The organism is Aerococcus suis, assembly GCF_900176325.1.
In the GTDB taxonomy this organism is placed as follows: domain Bacteria; phylum Bacillota; class Bacilli; order Lactobacillales; family Aerococcaceae; genus Aerococcus; species Aerococcus suis.
This window is the reverse complement of sequence record NZ_FWXK01000002.1, coordinates 279008-297160: the sequence shown is the minus strand read 5'-3', so window position 1 is coordinate 297160 and position 18153 is coordinate 279008. Positions and strand designations below refer to the sequence as shown.

At 35.7% G+C, this 18153-nt stretch carries 17 protein-coding genes and 1 tRNA gene; 13 read left to right on the top strand and 5 right to left on the bottom strand.

Annotated features, from left to right (window positions below):
* Positions 1 to 93: 93 nt before the first annotated feature.
* Positions 94 to 468, top strand: a complete 375-nt coding sequence (gene gloA / locus B8955_RS03080; RefSeq protein ID WP_084098411.1) for a lactoylglutathione lyase — start codon at positions 94 to 96, stop codon at positions 466 to 468.
* A gap of 293 nt (positions 469 to 761) precedes the next feature.
* On the opposite strand, the gene B8955_RS03075 is transcribed toward gloA, so the two are convergent.
* Positions 762 to 1589: an undecaprenyl-diphosphate phosphatase gene (locus B8955_RS03075; RefSeq protein ID WP_084098409.1), complete on the bottom strand. Its 828-nt coding sequence runs from the start codon at positions 1587 to 1589 to the stop codon at positions 762 to 764.
* Positions 1590 to 1800: 211 nt separating this feature from the next.
* Here B8955_RS03075 and B8955_RS03070 point away from each other — a divergent pair, with 211 nt between their 5' ends.
* Positions 1801 to 2319 (top strand): PTS sugar transporter subunit IIA, encoded by a 519-nt coding sequence (locus B8955_RS03070; RefSeq protein ID WP_084098407.1) that lies wholly within the window; start codon positions 1801 to 1803, stop codon positions 2317 to 2319.
* 52 nt (positions 2320 to 2371) lie between these two features.
* Here the strand turns inward: B8955_RS03070 and B8955_RS03065 are convergent, their stop codons facing one another.
* Positions 2372 to 3400 (bottom strand): lactonase family protein, encoded by a 1029-nt coding sequence (locus B8955_RS03065; RefSeq protein WP_084098405.1) that lies wholly within the window; start codon positions 3398 to 3400, stop codon positions 2372 to 2374.
* 111 nt (positions 3401 to 3511) lie between these two features.
* On the opposite strand from B8955_RS03065, the gene B8955_RS03060 reads away from it, so the two are divergent.
* The 4 genes from B8955_RS03060 to B8955_RS03045 all read left to right on the top strand — a co-directional run bounded on the left by B8955_RS03060 (position 3512) and on the right by B8955_RS03045 (position 9619).
* Positions 3512 to 4681, top strand: a complete 1170-nt coding sequence (locus B8955_RS03060) for an AI-2E family transporter (protein WP_084098403.1) — start codon at positions 3512 to 3514, stop codon at positions 4679 to 4681.
* Positions 4682 to 4773: 92 nt separating this feature from the next.
* Positions 4774 to 6489, top strand: coding sequence for an ABC transporter ATP-binding protein (locus B8955_RS03055; protein WP_084098401.1), 1716 nt, complete (start codon positions 4774 to 4776; stop codon positions 6487 to 6489).
* Position 6490: 1 nt separating this feature from the next.
* A complete protein-coding gene (locus B8955_RS03050; protein WP_234983510.1) occupies positions 6491 to 8335 on the top strand; it encodes an ABC transporter ATP-binding protein in 1845 nt (614 codons plus the stop codon).
* 102 nt (positions 8336 to 8437) lie between these two features.
* Positions 8438 to 9619: an iron-containing alcohol dehydrogenase gene (locus B8955_RS03045; protein WP_084098399.1), complete on the top strand. Its 1182-nt coding sequence runs from the start codon at positions 8438 to 8440 to the stop codon at positions 9617 to 9619.
* Between the two features lie 38 nt (positions 9620 to 9657).
* Here B8955_RS03045 and B8955_RS03040 read toward each other — a convergent pair whose 3' ends face one another.
* Both B8955_RS03040 and B8955_RS03035 read right to left on the bottom strand, forming a co-directional pair.
* Positions 9658 to 10326 (bottom strand): type 1 glutamine amidotransferase, encoded by a 669-nt coding sequence (locus B8955_RS03040; RefSeq protein WP_200804256.1) that lies wholly within the window; start codon positions 10324 to 10326, stop codon positions 9658 to 9660.
* Positions 10323 to 11684, bottom strand: coding sequence for a Mur ligase family protein (locus B8955_RS03035; RefSeq protein WP_084098395.1), 1362 nt, complete (start codon positions 11682 to 11684; stop codon positions 10323 to 10325). The genes B8955_RS03040 and B8955_RS03035 overlap by 4 nt, the downstream gene beginning before the upstream one ends.
* Positions 11685 to 11889: 205 nt before the next feature.
* Between B8955_RS03035 and B8955_RS03030 the strand changes: the two genes are divergently transcribed.
* The 7 genes from B8955_RS03030 to B8955_RS03000 all read left to right on the top strand — a co-directional run bounded on the left by B8955_RS03030 (position 11890) and on the right by B8955_RS03000 (position 17727).
* Positions 11890 to 12486 carry a thymidine kinase gene (locus B8955_RS03030; protein WP_084098393.1) on the top strand — a complete coding sequence of 199 codons (597 nt, stop codon included), beginning with the start codon at positions 11890 to 11892 and terminating at the stop codon, positions 12484 to 12486.
* 14 nt (positions 12487 to 12500) lie between these two features.
* Complete coding sequence (prfA, locus tag B8955_RS03025) at positions 12501 to 13583, top strand: peptide chain release factor 1 (RefSeq protein WP_143238350.1); 1083 nt, start codon at positions 12501 to 12503, stop codon at positions 13581 to 13583.
* Positions 13567 to 14439: a peptide chain release factor N(5)-glutamine methyltransferase gene (gene prmC, locus B8955_RS03020; RefSeq protein WP_084098391.1), complete on the top strand. Its 873-nt coding sequence runs from the start codon at positions 13567 to 13569 to the stop codon at positions 14437 to 14439. The genes prfA and prmC overlap by 17 nt, the downstream gene beginning before the upstream one ends.
* Positions 14432 to 15448: an L-threonylcarbamoyladenylate synthase gene (locus B8955_RS03015; RefSeq protein ID WP_084098389.1), complete on the top strand. Its 1017-nt coding sequence runs from the start codon at positions 14432 to 14434 to the stop codon at positions 15446 to 15448. Before prmC ends, B8955_RS03015 begins: the two co-directional genes overlap by 8 nt.
* Before the next feature lie 120 nt (positions 15449 to 15568).
* Positions 15569 to 16204 (top strand): uracil phosphoribosyltransferase, encoded by a 636-nt coding sequence (upp, locus tag B8955_RS03010; RefSeq protein WP_084098387.1) that lies wholly within the window; start codon positions 15569 to 15571, stop codon positions 16202 to 16204.
* A 28-nt stretch (positions 16205 to 16232) separates the two neighbouring features.
* Positions 16233 to 17537: a UDP-N-acetylglucosamine 1-carboxyvinyltransferase gene (gene murA / locus B8955_RS03005; protein WP_200804255.1), complete on the top strand. Its 1305-nt coding sequence runs from the start codon at positions 16233 to 16235 to the stop codon at positions 17535 to 17537.
* Positions 17506 to 17727, top strand: coding sequence for a DNA-directed RNA polymerase subunit beta (locus B8955_RS03000; protein ID WP_084098383.1), 222 nt, complete (start codon positions 17506 to 17508; stop codon positions 17725 to 17727). Before murA ends, B8955_RS03000 begins: the two co-directional genes overlap by 32 nt.
* A 316-nt stretch (positions 17728 to 18043) precedes the next feature.
* On the opposite strand, the gene B8955_RS02995 is transcribed toward B8955_RS03000, so the two are convergent.
* Positions 18044 to 18115: transfer RNA gene (locus B8955_RS02995), tRNA-Arg, on the bottom strand.
* Positions 18116 to 18153 lie beyond the last annotated feature (38 nt).

The following is an 18153-nucleotide window of genomic DNA, read 5'->3' as shown; positions in this document are numbered from 1 at the left end:
CAAGGTTTTTTAGAGTAATTTAATCAAAGCTTTTGTTAAGTGATTCTTCATCCGTTATAATAAGTATAATAGGAAGAAAAGGAGGAATGAAACATGCGTTTAGATCATGTTTGTATTCGTGTTCAAGATTTAGATGAATCAATGAAATTTTATAATGAAGCTTTTGGTTATGAAGTAGCTGAAAAGAAAGATTATCCAGATGATGAGTTTACTCTTGTGTATATGGAATTACCTAGTGGTGGTGTTCAATTAGAATTAACATACAATTATAATCACGGACCATATGAAATTGGTGATGGTTATGGTCATATTGCTATCGCAGTTGATGATCTTGAAAAACTTCATAAAGAACAAGAAGCTAAAGGGCTTAATGTGACAGAATTAAAAGGATTACCAGGAGAAGATCCTCATTACTATTTTGCTATCGACCCTGATGGTTATAAAATTGAAGTTATCCGGGAAAAATAAACGATTTTAAATGTTACTCACCACAATTTGTGGTGAGTTTTTTATTGTTTCTTAAAAACAAGTATGCTAGAATAGCTGTTATGCGATGAGGCGACATACACAGCATCAAATAAGTCTGTGTAGTGGAAATAGAGAGTATCAGACATTTAATTGTCAACACAGGAAGTGGATACTTGGCCGGTTGCTAATGTGAATAGCGAAGGCCCATTGTCTAGGGAACGACTAAGATTTAGTTCTTAGTCGTTTTTTTTGTATATAAAAAAGCAAGCAATTATTTGCTTGCTTTAACTTATCTAGCGAATGAAACCGAAGGCGATGATAACGATAATTCCTAAAATAATTCGATACCATCCAAACACTTTAAAGTCATTTTGTTGGATATAACGTAACAATAGTTTAATTGTTATGACTGAAACAACAAAGGCAACTAACATACCTAAGAATAGAATGAAGTATTCATACCCTGTAAAACGGAAACCATCCATTAAGGCTTTAACTAATTTTAATCCGCTAGCTCCAAACATAATTGGAATACTCATAAAGAAGCTAAAGTCAGCGGCAACTGGTCGAGATGTTCCTAAGATTGTTGCACCTAAAATAGAAGATCCAGAACGGGATGTTCCTGGCACAAGAGATAACGTTTGGAATAAACCAATATATAACGCTTTTTTATAAGTTAACTCTTGCATTGAATGTGTACTCGGAGTCCGATGTTCATTACGATTTTCTACGACAATGAAAGCAATCCCATAAACGATAAGAGCAACTGCTACTACAAACCAATTCATTAAATGGGCTTCCATCCAATCATCTAATAGTAATCCAAAGATCGCAGCTGGGACACAACCTACAGCAACTTTAAACCAAGTATTCCAAGTTTGTGTTTTTTCTTGGGAGGACTTTTTGGGACTAAACGGATTTAAACGATCAAAATAAATCCAGATAACCGCTAAGATTGCTCCAAGTTGGATGACAACCAAAAAGATATCCCAAAAGTCTTGTCTTAAGTTTAATTGCATAAATTCTTCTACTAAAATCATATGACCAGTACTACTGATAGGTAACCATTCTGTAATTCCTTCAATGATACCAATGAATATGATTTTTAAAATTTCAATCATCCATTCATTCCTCTCTAAAAGTAAACTAGTACATATTATAGCCTAAAGTATGGTTGAAATATAGTTATTGAAGATTATTTTATTTGCTGACCTGAGATTTTAAGAAAAAATAAAAAGTCAGGTAAAAACAATTATCTATAAATTTTAAAATCTCTTACTTTACAGTTCCAAGAACTGTGATAATATAGACGTAGCTAAGGATGGTGAAATAATGTTTGATTTCTTAAAACGTAAGAAAAAAGAGGAAGAAACAGTTAGTGCAGATGCACCAAAACAAGATGTCTATGCTGTAGCTAACGGTGATTTTGTTGCAATTGATATGATTAATGATCCTGTTTTCTCTCAAAAAATGATGGGAGATGGATTTGGTGTTGACCCTGAAACGGGTGAAATTTATGCACCAATTGCTGGGACAGTTATGAGTATCTTCCCAACAAAACATGCTGTTTACATTAAAACGGATTCTGACTTAGAAGTTCTCGTTCATATGGGAATTGATACGGTGGAACTGGAAGGTGCGCCATTCTCAATTGAAGTTGAAGAAGGCCAACAAGTCGGTAAAGGCGATAAAATTGCTCATGTTGATTTAGATGCATTAAAAGAAGCAGATAAAGAAACAACTATTGTCGTTATCTTTACTAATATGAATGATGTTTCTGAATTATCTTTTACAGCAGAAGGGAAAGTAGCTGCTGGGGATAAAGTAGGAACAGTTTCTGCAAATCAATAATCCTGTATTAAGAAATTAAGAGGTCGGATAGTTATCCGGCCTCTCTTTTCATTTATCCATTTAAAGGTTCCACGCAAACAATTTCATCAATAGGGGCTTCATCAATATAGTTAAGACGGCCTGTTTCTTTATTTCGTTGAAATAGAGTAACTTTATTTTCTTTTTGGTGACCAACTAGAATAAAGGTTTCATCCTGTGAAAAATTAAAATCACGAGGAAAATCAGCATGGGTTGCTACTGTTTCAATGGGGTAAAGGGTTAATCCATCATTAGAAATACGATAACTACTAATAGAGTTATGCCCGCGATTAGAGACATAAAGATGACGAGCATCTTTAGTTAGGCGAATGGCTGAACTTGAGTTAAATTCTTCATAATCAGTCGGAATAGTGATTTGAGAATTACCAGCAGTAATCGTTCCATCTTCATTTAACTGTAATACTGTCACTGAATAGTCGAGTTCTCCTACTAAATAAGCGATAGGAAGGGAAGGGTGAAACGCTAAATGTCTAGGTCCAGTTCCTGGTGCTGCATGAAGGACAGCGACTTCTTCTAATGTATTATCATTTGTTAGTTGATAAGTATGTACCTCATCAGTCCCTAAATCACAAGAATAAATATAATCTGTTGTTGGGGCTTTTTTTATAAAGTGCGCATGGGCTTGATCCTGATTTTCATGAGGTCCACTTCCTTCATGGGTAACAATGTCAGTTAATGACATCATGCCATTCTCGTCTAAAGTCACAACTGCCACTTTACCATGATGATAGTCTGATAAATAAAGGTTATTATTATCTTCATCATAAGAAATATAACAACCATTCCCAGGGAAGACAGGAAGATGTTGTTTAAGTTCTGCCTGACCATTTTCCAATCGATAATGGCTGACACCAGGCTCTCCGTGAGCTTCTGATAAGGTGTAGAGATGGTGATTATCACGACTTAAGGCAAAATAAGTGGGATTTTTTTCTTCAATTAATTGATAATTATCGATAATTTGTTGAGTATCTTCATCAATGGTTACGATATGTAATCCTCGATTTGATTGACGAGTATATCCTCCCAAAAGCATCTGACTCATTTAATCATCCTTTCCAAATCATTAGTTATTTCTATTCTATATTATATTTGAAATGAAACAATTTATCAGTAAATAAATCGACTTATGCTAAAATAATAGAGAGGTGATGTTATGTCGCAAGAATCAAAGAATAAACTCAAGAATTCTTGGTTTTATCACTTAATGGTTGATAATAAATATATTAATATTTTATATATCTTAATAATAGTTGCCGTTCTTATTTTTTTGTTTGCTGTTATTTCGCCAATTTTTAAACCAGTTTGGACATTTATACAAATTGTCTCCTTACCTATCATTTTGGCAGCTGTTTTTTATTATTTAACGATTCCATTAGTCAATTGGTTGTGTAATAAAGGAATTCGACGTCTTTATGGGGCATGGATTGTCCTGCTATTTATTGCTTTAATTCTGTTTCTGCTTTCGTTATTAATTCCTGACTTGATTGATCAAGGACAGAGCTTTATTAGAGACTGGCAAACAATTTGGCAAGCTTATCGTGAAGAAGTGAATCAATTCTTGCCGACTGGGTGGCAGTCTGAAGTGCAATCATTCGTGAATGATTTTATGCATAATTATCAGTTAGAAAATTTTAATTGGCAAAGTATTCTTAATCGTACGGTGAATAGTATCGGATCTTTTGTTGGGGTATTATCGCGAATTATTATTGCGATTTTTACTGCACCAATTATTTTATTTTATATGTTAAAAGAAGGCGACAAATTACCTGCAAAAATTGCTAGCTTTTTACCGATAAAAGTACGTCAAAAATCGTTAACGTTACTGACTGAAATGAACGAGCAGATTAGTCAATATATTCGTGGCCAAATTCTAGTCGCTATTTCTGTCGCCATTATGTTTGTGATTGGTTATAACATTATTGGCCTTCAGTATGGAGCCGTGATTGGGGTTGCTGCAGGATTTTTAAATATTATTCCTTATTTAGGATCATTTCTTGGAATGATTCCAGCCATTATTATTGCGATTGTATCTGGACCAAGTATGATTTTAAAAGTAGCGATTGTTTTTGCAATCGAGCAAACAATTGAGAGCCGAGTGATTTCTCCACAAATTTTAGGAAGTAATTTAGAGATTCATCCGATTACTATTATGCTACTCTTAATTACAGGAGGTAATATGTTCGGAGTACTTGGCGTAATTGTGATTATTCCAGTTTACGCCGTGTTAAAAGTGATTTTTATTCATTTATTTGAATGGTATCAACGAGTATCAGGTCTATACGATGAAGCGGATATTTTACCAGAAAGTAATAAAGACAATTAAATCATATCTAGATAAAGATTTCCTATTATAAAGCAAAGTGAGACTTTATAATAGGAATCTTTAATTTTTATTATTAAGAGAAGGAGATGCATATGTTACGAATCATAAAACAAATTCCTAAACGACAAATTCTATTATGTGTAGTGTTTGTTGTATTACAGGCGTTTGGTGAATTAATGTTACCAACTATGACTGCTCGTATTGTTAACGAAGGAGTGGCTCAAGGTAATATTCAGGCGATTTTATCAATTGGCGCCTTAATGATGGGAGCAACTTTGTTAGTGCTACTAGTGGCTTTTGGGAATGCCTATGTAGCAGCCAAAGCCAGTCATAATTTAGGGCGGCAATTAAGAAATCAAATTTACGAAAAAGTTCTCTATTTTTCAAAAGATGTGATGGATGAATTTGGAGCAGCATCGTTGATTACTAGAAGTTCAAGTGACATTGTTCAATTGGAAGTAGCTATTATGATGGTACTGCGAATTGTTATTTTATCACCTGCGATGTTAACGACAGCTGTAGTTATGGCTGTCATAACCAGTCCTCATCTAAGTACGATTTTTCTAGCAACGACACCAATATTAATTATTGCTATCGGTCTAATTTTAAAACGGGTAACGCCATTATTCCAATCAATGCAGAAAAAAGTAGATAAATTAAATTTAATTTTTAGAGAAGGATTAACCGGTATTCGAGTGATTCGTGCCTTTAATCGTAGTGATTATGAGGCGAATCGTTTTGCTGAAGCCAATCATGATTATACCAACACCTCAATCAAGATTAATGTCACCATGGCAGCGTTAATGCCTATTATGGTGATTGTTTTAAGCTTAACGAATGTGTTGTCTAATTGGTTTGGTGCACAATTAGTCGCAAACGGAACAATTCAGGTTGGAGTTATCGTTTCATTTGTGAACTATTCGTCAATTATCATGTTCTCATTTATTATTTTTACTTTTATTTTTATTATGATTCCTAGAGCGCAAGTTTCAGCAAACCGTATTAATGAAGTGATGGATGCTGAAAATACTATCAAGAATCCTGAAAATCCAACATTAGTAGAGAACCTCGGAACAGGCGAAGTCGTTTTAAATAATGTAAGCTATCAATTTGCCGGAGCTGAGAAAGAAGTACTGACAGATATTAGCTTTGCCATTCATCCTGGTGAAACAGTAGCCATAATTGGGGGAACAGGTGTTGGTAAGTCGACTATTGCTCATTTAATTATGCGATTATACGATGTCACATCTGGCGAAATTAAAATTAATGGAGTTGATATTCGAGCTATCTCGTTAGCCAATTTACGGGATCTAATTGGATACGTGCCACAAAAAGCTAATTTGTTTCAAGGTACTGTTCGAGATAATTTACGATATGGGAATAAGGATGCAAGTGATGAAGAAATGTGGCGTGCTTTAGAAATTGCTCAAGCAGATGATTTTATCCATGAATTACACGGCGGTCTTGATGGTCGCGTCGAAAAAGGGGGAAATAATTTCTCTGGAGGACAAAAACAACGCTTATCTATTGCACGAGCCATTATGAAGCAAGCCAATATTTATATTTTTGATGATTCTTTTTCAGCATTGGATTATGCGACTGATGCTAAATTAAGACAAGCATTACAACCTATTACTGAACAAGCAGCTACTCTAATTATTGCTCAGCGTGTCAATACGATTCGTGATGCTGATCGCATTATCGTTCTTGATGATGGAAAAATTGTCGGTGTTGGTACTCATGATGAACTGCTTGATAATAAAGTGTATAGAGAAATTGCTGAATCACAAACGAAGGAAGGTGAATAGATTGGCTAAGGAGGAAAAAGTTAAAACCGCTTCACATACGGGTCATTATAAAGTCGATGACTTTTGGGGAACCATTAAACGTTTAGGCATCTATTTGTCTTATCGAAAATGGGGATTTTTACTTGTTGCCTTTGTTTCAATTACGGCAACTATTTTTCAGACACTATCTCCCCAAGTATTAGGTCAAGCAACGACCATTATTTACGAAGGTATCAATCAAGGACGTCAATTAGTTAATGGACAAATGCGTTATCCGATTGATTTCGACGCTTTAAAAAGAGTGATTATGATAGTGGTTGTGATGTATATTGTGAGTGCTACTTTTCGCTATTTACAAGGATTCTTTTTGAGCAAATTAGCTGCTCGTGTGATTCGTGATATTAGACAGGACATGCGTGATAAATTAAATCGTTTATCTATTAAAACGGTTGATCGTATTCCAAATGGCGAAATACTAAGTCGAGCAGTCAATGATATGGAAAACGTTGCGATGTCTTTGCAACAGACAATTGCTCAATTGTTAATGAGTACCACTATTTTTATTGGGACCGTTTATATGATGTTTTCAATTAGTCCATTATTATCTGTATTAGGTATTTCATCCGCACTACTAGGTTTTGTAATAATTGCAGTTATTACGCCTAAATCACAAAAACAGTTTGCTTTGCAACAGAAACTACAAGGCCAATTGAATGGTTATATCGAGGAAAATTATGCGGGACAATTAGAAAACAAAGCATTTAATCAAGAAGAAGCCAAATTAGCTATCTTTAAAGATAAATCACAAGAATATTATGAAGCTTCTTGGAAAGCACAATTGTTATCCGGATTATTAACGCCGCTTATGAATGTTGCTAAAAGTATCGGTTATGTTCTTGTTGCTGTAGTAGGTGGGATTAAAGTAGCCAATGGGAGTTTACCATTAGGGGACGTCCAAGCTATGTTACAATACGCCAATATGCTTTCTCAGCCATTAAAACAAACAGCTCAAATGGTGAACCAAATTCAACGGATGACAACAAGTGCTGAACGCATCTTTGCATTTTTAGATATGGATGAAATGGAAAATCCATCTTCACAATTACCTGTACTAGATACGGATGATAAGATGACGTTTGATCATGTTCAATTTGGTTATGAACCTGGAGAAGAAAATCTATTAATGACTGATTTTAATTTAAAAGTTAAGCCAGGGGAAATGATTGCAATCGTTGGTCCTACCGGGGCTGGAAAATCAACATTAATCAATTTAATTGAGCGATTCTATGAAGTATCAGGTGGAAGTATTAAATTAGAGGGGAAAGACATTCGTGATTATGATAAAGAAACGTTACGTAATCGAATGGGAATGGTGCTACAAGATACTTGGCTATTTAAAGGAACGATTCGCGAAAATATTAAATATGGTGCTCATAGAGAGGTTAACGATAAAGAAATGGTTGAGGCAGCTCAGTTAGCTCATGCCGATACATTTATTCGTAAATTACCACATGGCTATGACACCATTATTAATGAAGACGCATCGAATATTTCCCAAGGGCAACGTCAGTTATTAACGATTACTCGGGCGTTTATCTCTGATCCTGAAATCTTAATTTTAGATGAAGCTACCTCAAGTATTGATACACGGACGGAAATCCTTATTCAACGAGCGATGGCGAAGTTACGTCATGGTCGGACAAGTTTTGTGGTTGCCCATCGATTAAGTACGATTAAAGATGCGGATCAAATTATTGTGTTGTCGCATGGCGAAGTTTTAGAAACGGGAACACATGAAAGTTTATTAAATCAACAAGGATTTTATTACGATCTCTATCAGTCTCAATTTTCTAATGCAAGTGAATAACGTTGTGATAAATAGGAGGGAAGTGCGATTAGCTTCCCTCCTATTTCTTAGCTTATAAATTGTTGACATGATAAAATAAGTATTAGATTGAGGAGGTATATTATGCAAACAGAAATTGCTAATTTTAATTTTTATAATCCTACTCGTATTCTATTTGGGAAAAATCAAATTGAAGCGATGGATGCTTATATTCCACAAAATGCTAAGGTACTTATAACATACGGTGGAGGAAGTGCTAAACGATTTGGAACGATTGATCGTGTCGTTGAGGCATTAGGTAATCGGAAATGGGATACCTTTAGTGGCATTGAAGCTAATCCTCATTTTGAAACACTAATGCAAGCAGTCGAAAAAGTGAAAGAAGAAAATTTTGACTTTATTATTGCAGTCGGTGGAGGATCTGTCATTGATGGGACCAAATTTATTGCTGCTGCTTCAGTGTTTCCTGGTGATCCAATTGACATCTTTGGGCAAGGAATTGGGGCCGGAAAACCAATTGAAGAGGCACTACCTTTCGGAACGGTTTTAACCTTACCAGCGACATCATCTGAAATGAATAGCGGGGCAGTTATTACTTTTGAAGAACTAAAAGCTAAAGTAAGCTTCAGTTCTGAAAAAACATTCCCTAAGTTTTCTGTTTTAGAGCCAGAAATTACTTATACGCTACCTGATCGTCAATTACGTAATGGTTTAACAGATACATTCATTCATTTACTTGAAGATTATCTAACGTATCCAGTTGATGCGCGGTTACAAGATGCGTGGTCTGAAGCATCATTACGTGAAATCATTAAGTTAGCACCTGAATTAAATGCTGACAATTATGATTATAGTGTGCGAGCAAATTATATGTGGATTTGCACGAACGGACTTAATAATATTTTACGACCAGGTGTACCAACCGATTGGGCGACTCATGAATTAGGCCACGAAATTACCGCTTTTAATAATACGGATCATGCTCGGACTTTAACGCCTGTCATGCTAGCGACGATGAAAGTTCGTAAAGAAGAAAAATACGAAAAATTAATTCAATATGCTGAAAATGTTTGGGGAATTACTGAAGCAAATGATGAGGAAAAAATCACATTAGCTATTGATAAAACAGCAGAATTCTTCCAATCAATTGAAATGCCAACAACTCTTGAAGAAATCGGTGTAAAAGAAGCAGATATTGATTATTTAGTGACGCAATTAGAAAAACATGATGATACAGCGCTAGGAGAAAATAATCAACAGACCTTAGATATTTCAAGAAAAATTTATGAGACGGCTCTAAATTAAAGAAACGGTCGCGATTGTTGTCGCGACCGTTTACTTTATTAATTGATACGTTTTTGCTGATTTTTAATAGCTAAATTAACTAAAGTTTTACCAAAATGATCATTTCGAACGAGCGCAGGACCGTGTAAGTAAGTTCCAAACGTATTTTTATACATGACACCTTCTGTTTTGTCCTCACCGTTATTACCAAATCCATTCGCTACAATACCTAATGGGTCAGTATTTTCACCTAAAAAAGTACGACCGTTATGATTTTCATAACCATAATAAGTTTGGTTAAAACGCTCATTATGCAATTCGATATCTCCAATAAAGCGAGAATTTTCTTGATTTAAGGTGTAATGATCTAGAATTCCTAGTCCTTCTAGACGTTCTCCACTCGCATTAATGTAATATTTTCCTAGTAGTTGAAATCCGCCACAAACACCCAGTAAAACACCATCATTTTCGATATATTGAGCGAGAGCACTTTTTTTAGTGGCTAAATCTTTAGCTACCAATTTTTGCTCATAGTCTTGCCCGCCACCGAATAAGACAAAATCATAAGCTGTTGGATCAAATGTATCATCAATTGAAACAAGCTCTGTGGTTGTTTGATAACCTAGTTCTTTGGCTAAATATTGGAACATTAAAAGATTTCCATTATCGCCATATGTATTCATTAAATTTCCGTATAAATGCGCAATCTTAATTTCTTGTGTCATTATTGCATTCTTTCCTTTACATATCCTTGATTAGCTAGCTCTTTACGAATATTAAGTAAAGCGGTATAAGTCGCTAAAATATATACTTTTTCTTGAGGTGATTGTCGAATAGCTTCAATTATTTTTGGAATCGTATCCAATGGAATTAATTGCTCATCGCTAAATCCGGCAACAGACATTCGTTTTTTCAAGTCGTTTACTCGTAATCCAGAAACGAAACCATTTTTTATATTTGAAAGTTCAGCTAATTCTTCAAAGTTACCATCCCAGATCCAACTAATATCTTGTCCGTCAGCGGGACGATCATTCAAAATCGTAATTAACGTGAAGTCTTCTTTTTCCAAAGCGACTAAATCAATGACTTGGTTTAAACCAACAGGATTTTTAATTAAGTTAATACGCACATCATGTTGGTCAATAGTCAATGCTTCTTGACGACCAAACATTCTTTGAGCACCTTTAAGGCCTTTATAGATATCTTCTTGACTAACATTCATAAAGCGACCAATAGTATAGGCAGCTAATGCATTATAAATATTATATAAACCGGCAACTGGAATATCATAGGTATAGCCATCCATTTGGAATTGAGCAGATTCAGGCGTCAACTCAAGTAATTGGTTAACTCCATAGTCTAGTTTTGGTCGTTTAAAGCCACAATTAGGACAGAAAAAGTCTCCTAAATTGCTATATGTAATGGAATGATAATGCAGAATATGCTCACATTCTGGGCAAATAACGCCATCGGTATTATTCTCAGCTAATTTATCAGTGGTTTGATCATCATTATAAAAGCCAAAATATTTCACTGGATTAGATAATGGTTTAGAAGAGAAAATCGGCGCATCACCATTCATTAGTAGAACCGTTTTAGGTGATTTTTTAGCTCCTTCTAAAATAAAGTTATAAGTGGTATAGATTTCTCCATATCGATCCATTTGATCACGGAAGATATTCGTTGTTAGGATAGCTAACGGTTTAATGTGTTCTGTAACATGACGTAAACTAGCTTCATCAACCTCAAGAACAGCTAGTTTTTTACCGTTATGTTTTTTGGCATCACGATAGTCAGAAATGAAACTTGAGATGATTCCTTGTAACATATTTGAACCAGAATCATTCGTCATTACATGAGGGTAAGCCTGTTTTAAGATGTTTACTGTTAAAGCAGTTGTCACGGATTTACCATTTGTCCCCGTAATGATAATCACATCATAATCTTTAGACAGATTAGTGAGTAATTGGGGATCGAAACGTTGAGCTAATTTTCCTGGTAGGCTAGTGCCTCCACTGGTCGTTCGTTTAAGGATGTTTTGAGTGGCTCGGCCAACTTGAGTAGCCAATGATGTTTTCAACGTCATACTGAAACCTCTTTCATCAAAAATATCGTTTTTTATCGTTAATAGTTTAACATAAAAATGGTTTTTCTCATTTAATCGTGCTGATAATTATAAAAAAATTTGTAACAATTGTAAAACCTGGGCCTCTGATTGACTTACTATAGGATAAAACGTAAAATAGATTATTGTGATATTCATGTAACAACAAATGTGTAGGAGAAGCGATATGGCCCAATTATTTTTTCGATATGGGGCAATGAATAGTGGTAAATCATTTGAAATCATTAAAGTTGCTCATAATTATGAAGAACAAAATAAAGATGTTCTCGTATTGACATCCGCAACGGATGATCGCGATGGGGTTGGAAATGTGACCAGTCGAGTAGGAGAACGTCGTGATGCAATTCCCATCGATGAAGAAATGAATATTTATGATCTTGTTGCTGGAGTTAAGAAACGACTTTATTGTGTATTAGTAGATGAAGCACAGTTTCTAAAACGTCATCATATTTATCAGTTAGCTCAAGTGGTTGATGAATTAAACATTCCAGTTATGGCATTTGGGCTAAAAAACGATTTTCAAAATCACTTATTCGAAGGTTCTAAATATCTATTACTTTTAGCCGATAAAATTGAAGAAGTAAAAACAATTTGTTGGTTCTGTGATAAAAAAGCAATTATGAATTTGCGGGTTCATGAAGGACAACCTGTTTATGATGGTGAACAAATTCAAGTGGGTGGGAATGAAGCTTATTTTCCAGTTTGCCGCAAACATTACCATCACCCACCTTTAAAAGACAACCAAATTTACATTGACCGATAAGAAAGAGGGATGACATGATATTTGATCAAGCGGAAACGTTCATTGCCCGTTATGAAGAAGTGGCGGAAATGATGAGCGATCCTGAAGTAATTAATGATAATCGGCGATTCCGAGAATTATCTAAAGAAGAAGCCGATTTACGTCTAAAAGTAGACGCCTTTAAAAAATACTTAAATGTGACATCGAATATTGAAGAGGCAGAAGAGGTTTTAAATGAAACTGATGATGCTGAAATGGAAGAATTGGCGAAAGAAGAGCTTCGTGAGCTTAAAGAAGAGAAAGAAAATCTTGAAGAAGAAATTCGTGTATTAATGATTCCCAAAGATCCTAATGATGATAAAAATATCATTATGGAAATTCGTGGAGCTGCCGGTGGTGACGAGGCGCAATTATTTGCTGGCGATTTATACAACATGTATAGCCATTATGCAGAATCTCAAGGATGGAAAACAGAAGTTGTTGAAGCAAGTGCTAATGATATTGGCGGATATAAAGAAATTATTTTACAAATTTCTGGAGAAAATGTGTACTCAAAATTGAAATTTGAATCTGGAGCGCATCGTGTTCAACGTGTGCCTGAAACAGAGTCTCAAGGTCGTGTCCATACGTCAACAGCAACAGTTGGGGTGATGCCTGAACTTGAAGATTTGGATTTTCAAATTGATGAATCTGATATTCGCGTAGATATTTATCATGCTTCTGGTGCTGGTGGTCAGCACGTCAATAAAACAGCATCAGCCGTTCGCATGACCCATGAACCGACAGGCGTTGTTGTTGCTATGCAAGATCAACGGTCACAACAACAAAACCGAGAAAAAGCAATGATGATTTTACGTTCACGTGTTTATGAAAAATTACAAGCTGAACAACAAAGCGAATATGATAGTAAACGGAAAAATCTAGTCGGTACTGGTGACCGATCAGAACGGATTCGTACTTATAACTATCCACAAAATCGTGTAACTGATCATCGGATTAATTTAACGATTCAAAAATTAGATCGCATTATTAGTGGAGAATTAGATGAAGTAATTGATGCTTTATTATTAGCTGATCAAGCAGAAAGACTTGAGGAACTAAATGAATCAAATATCTAATATCACCTACAAAGAAGCTCTTGATCGAGCTTCTTATTTTTTGACTAAGTATGATAAAGATGCCGAAATTGCTAAATTCTATTTATGGGACATGAACCAATGGACGTTAACGGATTGGATGACATACGCACAGAAGCTAATGCCCGAAGAACAACAAAAGGTATATTGTCAGGGGATAAAGCGGATAGCTCTGGATCATTACCCTTGGCAATATTTAGTTCATTCAGCGTGGTTTTATGGACGTCAGTTTTATGTTGATGAAGCGACCCTAATTCCCAGACAGGAAACAGAAGATTTAGTCCAATTAGCAAATCATCTTATTCGGAAACACGAATTAAATAAAGTTTTAGATATTGGGACTGGTAGCGGGATTATCGCCATTACATTGGCCCTTGAAAACTCTCATATAAAGATACATGCTAGTGACATTTCCCAGGAAGCCCTTTCTATTGCTCAAAAAAATGCGGCTAATTATGATACGAATATTGAATGGTGGCATAGCGATTTATGGGCTCAAATTCCTACTCAGAAGTTTGATTTAATTGTGACCAATCCGCCTTATATTTCTCAAACCGAACGACACTTGATGGGAGAAGATGTGAAACGCTATGAACCACAGACAGCCTTATTTGCTGATCATAATGGGCTGGCCTTTTATGAAAAGGTTAGTGCAAATTTAACGGATTACTTGTCAGCAGATGGATGGTTCCTTGCTGAAATTGGATTTCAACAAGGAGAAGATGTAAAACGGATCTTTACAGAAGCCATGCCAAATAGTGATATCTCTATTAGGAAAGATTATACTGGAAATGATCGAATACTCGTTGTTCACAACAAGGAGGAAGAGAATGACTGAAACATTTACGTTAAAAACATTAAAAAAAGCAGCTGAGTTGCTACAGTCTGGAGAACTTATCGCTTTTCCAACTGAAACGGTTTTTGGGTTAGGCGCAATTGCGAATAATGCTGAAGCTGTCAAAAAAGTTTATGAAGTGAAAGGGAGACCAAGTGATAATCCGCTCATTGTTCATATTAGTTATCCTGAGGCAATCTTTAATTTTGCTGAACTCACAGAGGAGCAAAAGCAACTTATCAATCAAATCATTAAAGCTTTTTGGCCAGGGCCATTAACTTTAGTCGTCCCGGTTAAACCAGGGATTTTTCCTGACGTAGTGACTGGAGGATTGAATACAGTTGGTATTCGCTTGCCTAATCATCGTTTTACCCAAAAATTGATTACAGAAACGGGATTTCCATTAGTTGGACCTTCAGCTAACAAATCTGGAAAACCTAGTCCGACAAGTGTCGATCATGTCTTACATGATTTTGATGGTGAAATTGCTGGTGTGCTTGATTCTGAACCTAGTCAAATTGGTGTTGAGTCTACAGTTCTTGATGTCAGTGATCCTCATCATGTGCAAATTTTGCGTCCAGGATACGTGACACGTGAAATGTTAGAATCAGCGATTCCTAATCTAAGGGTTTCTCAAGTGTCATTAACAGATTTAGAAACTAGTGAGCGGCCAAAATCGCCGGGAATGAAATATCGTCATTATAGTCCTAATCAACCCGTTATCGCGATTGAAAAAGATCAGCTATTAGATTATGTTAAACATCATACGGACGAGCAAATTGGAGTAGCAGCAAACGATAAACTACTAGAGAATCTTCCGGACAATTGCCATACCTTTAAATTAGGAAATGATATTCAATCAGCAATGCATCACTTATTTGAAGCGTTGCGGTATTTTGATAGCAATCCTGAAATTGATAAAATTGTGGTTGAATTGTATCCAGACGCATCAGAAAATGGCGCTTATCGTAATCGATTATTGAAAGCTAGTTCACAAACAATTGAAAAATAGGTGGTCACACTTTGGAATCGTTTGTGCTAAGATAAAAAGAGCTAAAAGAATATTTGCTCAAATAGCTGACATTAGATACAATGAAATCAACGCAAATTAGGCAAAGAAAAGGAGTTTATTATGAGTAATTTACATGTTATCGATCATCCACTAGTACAACATAAAATGGCTATGTTAAGAGACAAAAACTTAGGAACTAAAGATTTTCGCGATTTAGTTAACGAAATTACGGTCTTTTTAGGATACGAAGTCACAAGAGATTTACCACAAGAAGAAGTTGAAATTGAAACACCAATGGGTAAAGCTAAACAAAAAATGATTACTGGTAAAAAGTTAGCAATTGCGCCAATTTTACGTGCTGGTTTAGGTATGGTTGATGGAATGTTACGTTTAATTCCTGCCGCTCGTGTTGGACACATTGGAATGTATCGTGACCACGAAACATTAGAACCACAAGAATATTTCTTTAAAATGCCTACAGATATTAGTGAACGTCAAGTTATCGTTGTGGATCCAATGTTAGCAACAGGTGGATCTGCTATGATGGCAATTGACTCATTAGTTAAACGTGGAGTAGACCCAGAACATATTAAATTTGTTTGCTTAGTTTCTTGTCCTGAAGGTGTGAAAGCTCTTGAAGAAGCTTACCCACAAATTGATATTTATACAGCAGCTTTAGATGAAGGATTAAATGAAGATAGTTATATTGTTCCTGGATTAGGGGATGCAGGAGACCGTTTATTCGGAACGCTATAAGAAAAATAAGAGGTGATCACAAAAAATGATTGAAAATATGGTGGTTAAAGGTGGCACTCCTTTAAAAGGGGCTGTCCAAGTTGATGGCGCTAAAAATGCGGTGCTTCCCATTTTAGCAGCAACACTTTTAGCCAGTGAAGGAACAAGCAAGGTGACGAATGCTCCACTGTTATCAGATGTCTATACGATGAATGATGTCTTACGTCATTTTCGCGCATCTGTGGATTTTTCCGAATCTGAAAATGAAATTATCATTGATGCAAGTGGTGACCTATTAACAGAAGCACCTTTTGAATTAGTGAGTAAAATGCGTGCTTCAGTCGTTGTTATGGGGCCATTATTAGCACGTTTTGGGCATGTCAAAGTTGCGATGCCAGGAGGTTGTGCAATTGGCTCTCGACCTATTGATTTACATATTAAAGGTTTTGAAGCTTTAGGGGCTGAAGTAGTTACGACAGCAGGTTATGTTGAAGCAACGGCTAGCCAACTTAAAGGTGCTCATATTTACATGGATTTCCCTAGTGTTGGTGCAACCCAAAATATTATGATGGCAGCTGTACTAGCTGAAGGAACAACAGTCATCGAAAATGTTGCTAGAGAACCTGAAATTGTCGATTTGGCAAACTTTTTAAATCGAATGGGAGCTAATGTACTAGGAGCAGGAACTGATACAATTAAAATTAAAGGTGTCGATAAACTGATTGCTACTGACCATTATGTCATCCCAGACCGCATTGAAGCAGGAACATTTATGGTTGCAGCAGCCGTTACTCAAGGTGATGTGTTAATAAAAGATGCTTTGCCTGAGCATAATTTACCATTAATTTCTAAATTAAAAGAAATGGGTGTAGAGATTAATGAAGAAGATGATGGCCTCCATGTCATTGGACCAAAACAATTGTTAGCTACTAATGTGCGAACACTACCTTATCCAGGTTTTCCAACTGATATGCAAGCTCAATTTACAGTTGCGCAAGTATTAGCGGAAGGTACCTCTGAGATGGAAGAAACGGTATTTGAAAATCGATTTATGCATTTAGAAGAATTGAGACGGATGAATGCTCAGTTTACGATCGCTGGAGATACGGCATCTATTACAGGACCTGCCGATTTACAAGGTGCAGCCGTCCAAGGAACAGACTTACGCGCAGCAGCCGCTTTGATTATTGCCGGTCTTGTCGCTAAAGGAGTTACGAAAGTTGGGCGTCTTGAGTATTTAGACCGCGGATATCATCATTTTGAAGATAAACTAGTCGCTCTCGGAGCAAATGTGAAACGAATAGACGTAGAAGGTAAATCAGATGAAGAAATTGCAACAATCATGGAGAACTAGTACCGATTATGTCACGACAACGGTTAGCCAATGGAAGACATGGCAAAAAATATTAGTGATAGTTATTGCTTTATTCTTTTTATTTATTATCGGATTATTTATTGGCTATAGCCAAAGTAGTGATGAACCATTTTTTCATATTTTAAATCCAGTGAAATGGCGTCATATTTTCCAATTTATTTTTGTATAAAAAGCGTATGCAATGGACATTATACTAACCCCCAAAAGTTATTCTTTTATAATAAGCTTTTGGGGGATTTATTTATCAAAAATGATTTGACGAAGTCTGAAATAGATAGCAAAAAAGCTATTAGCAGATTGTCGCTAATAGCTAGTAGTTTAATTCTCTCGCTTAAAGTATGGGAGCACACAATATTTTAGTTGTCTCTTATAACAAAGTCATTAGATTTATTTTGCTCATATTAGTCTCAACAATTCTCAAGTTTTTTAAAAACCCTAATAAATCAACATTTATAAGTGTTTTTATTACGCTTGATATGGTAAAATACACCCGGAGGGAATCGAACCCCCATTATAAGAACCGGAATCTTATGTGATATCCATTACACTACGGGTGCAAGTAATCAATACGAATATTATAGCGAATTTTACTTAA

Excerpts from the sequence above, each read along its gene's own strand:
- B8955_RS03060 (WP_084098403.1), top strand. The coding sequence starts at position 3,512 with ATGTCGCAAGAATCAAAGAATAAACTCAAGAATTCTTGGTTTTATCAC.
- B8955_RS03055 (WP_084098401.1), top strand. The coding sequence starts at position 4,774 with ATGTTACGAATCATAAAACAAATTCCTAAACGACAAATTCTATTATGT.
- B8955_RS03000 (WP_084098383.1), top strand. The coding sequence starts at position 17,506 with ATGAAGAAATTGCAACAATCATGGAGAACTAGTACCGATTATGTCACG.
- prfA (WP_143238350.1), top strand. The coding sequence starts at position 12,501 with ATGATATTTGATCAAGCGGAAACGTTCATTGCCCGTTATGAAGAAGTG.
- prmC (WP_084098391.1), top strand. The coding sequence starts at position 13,567 with ATGAATCAAATATCTAATATCACCTACAAAGAAGCTCTTGATCGAGCT.
- upp (WP_084098387.1), top strand. The coding sequence starts at position 15,569 with ATGAGTAATTTACATGTTATCGATCATCCACTAGTACAACATAAAATG.
- B8955_RS03065 (WP_084098405.1), bottom strand. The coding sequence starts at position 3,400 with ATGAGTCAGATGCTTTTGGGAGGATATACTCGTCAATCAAATCGAGGA.
- B8955_RS03075 (WP_084098409.1), bottom strand. The coding sequence starts at position 1,589 with ATGATTGAAATTTTAAAAATCATATTCATTGGTATCATTGAAGGAATT.
- B8955_RS03015 (WP_084098389.1), top strand. The coding sequence starts at position 14,432 with ATGACTGAAACATTTACGTTAAAAACATTAAAAAAAGCAGCTGAGTTG.
- B8955_RS03070 (WP_084098407.1), top strand. The coding sequence starts at position 1,801 with ATGTTTGATTTCTTAAAACGTAAGAAAAAAGAGGAAGAAACAGTTAGT.
- B8955_RS03045 (WP_084098399.1), top strand. The coding sequence starts at position 8,438 with ATGCAAACAGAAATTGCTAATTTTAATTTTTATAATCCTACTCGTATT.
- B8955_RS03030 (WP_084098393.1), top strand. The coding sequence starts at position 11,890 with ATGGCCCAATTATTTTTTCGATATGGGGCAATGAATAGTGGTAAATCA.
- gloA (WP_084098411.1), top strand. The coding sequence starts at position 94 with ATGCGTTTAGATCATGTTTGTATTCGTGTTCAAGATTTAGATGAATCA.
- B8955_RS03035 (WP_084098395.1), bottom strand. The coding sequence starts at position 11,684 with ATGACGTTGAAAACATCATTGGCTACTCAAGTTGGCCGAGCCACTCAA.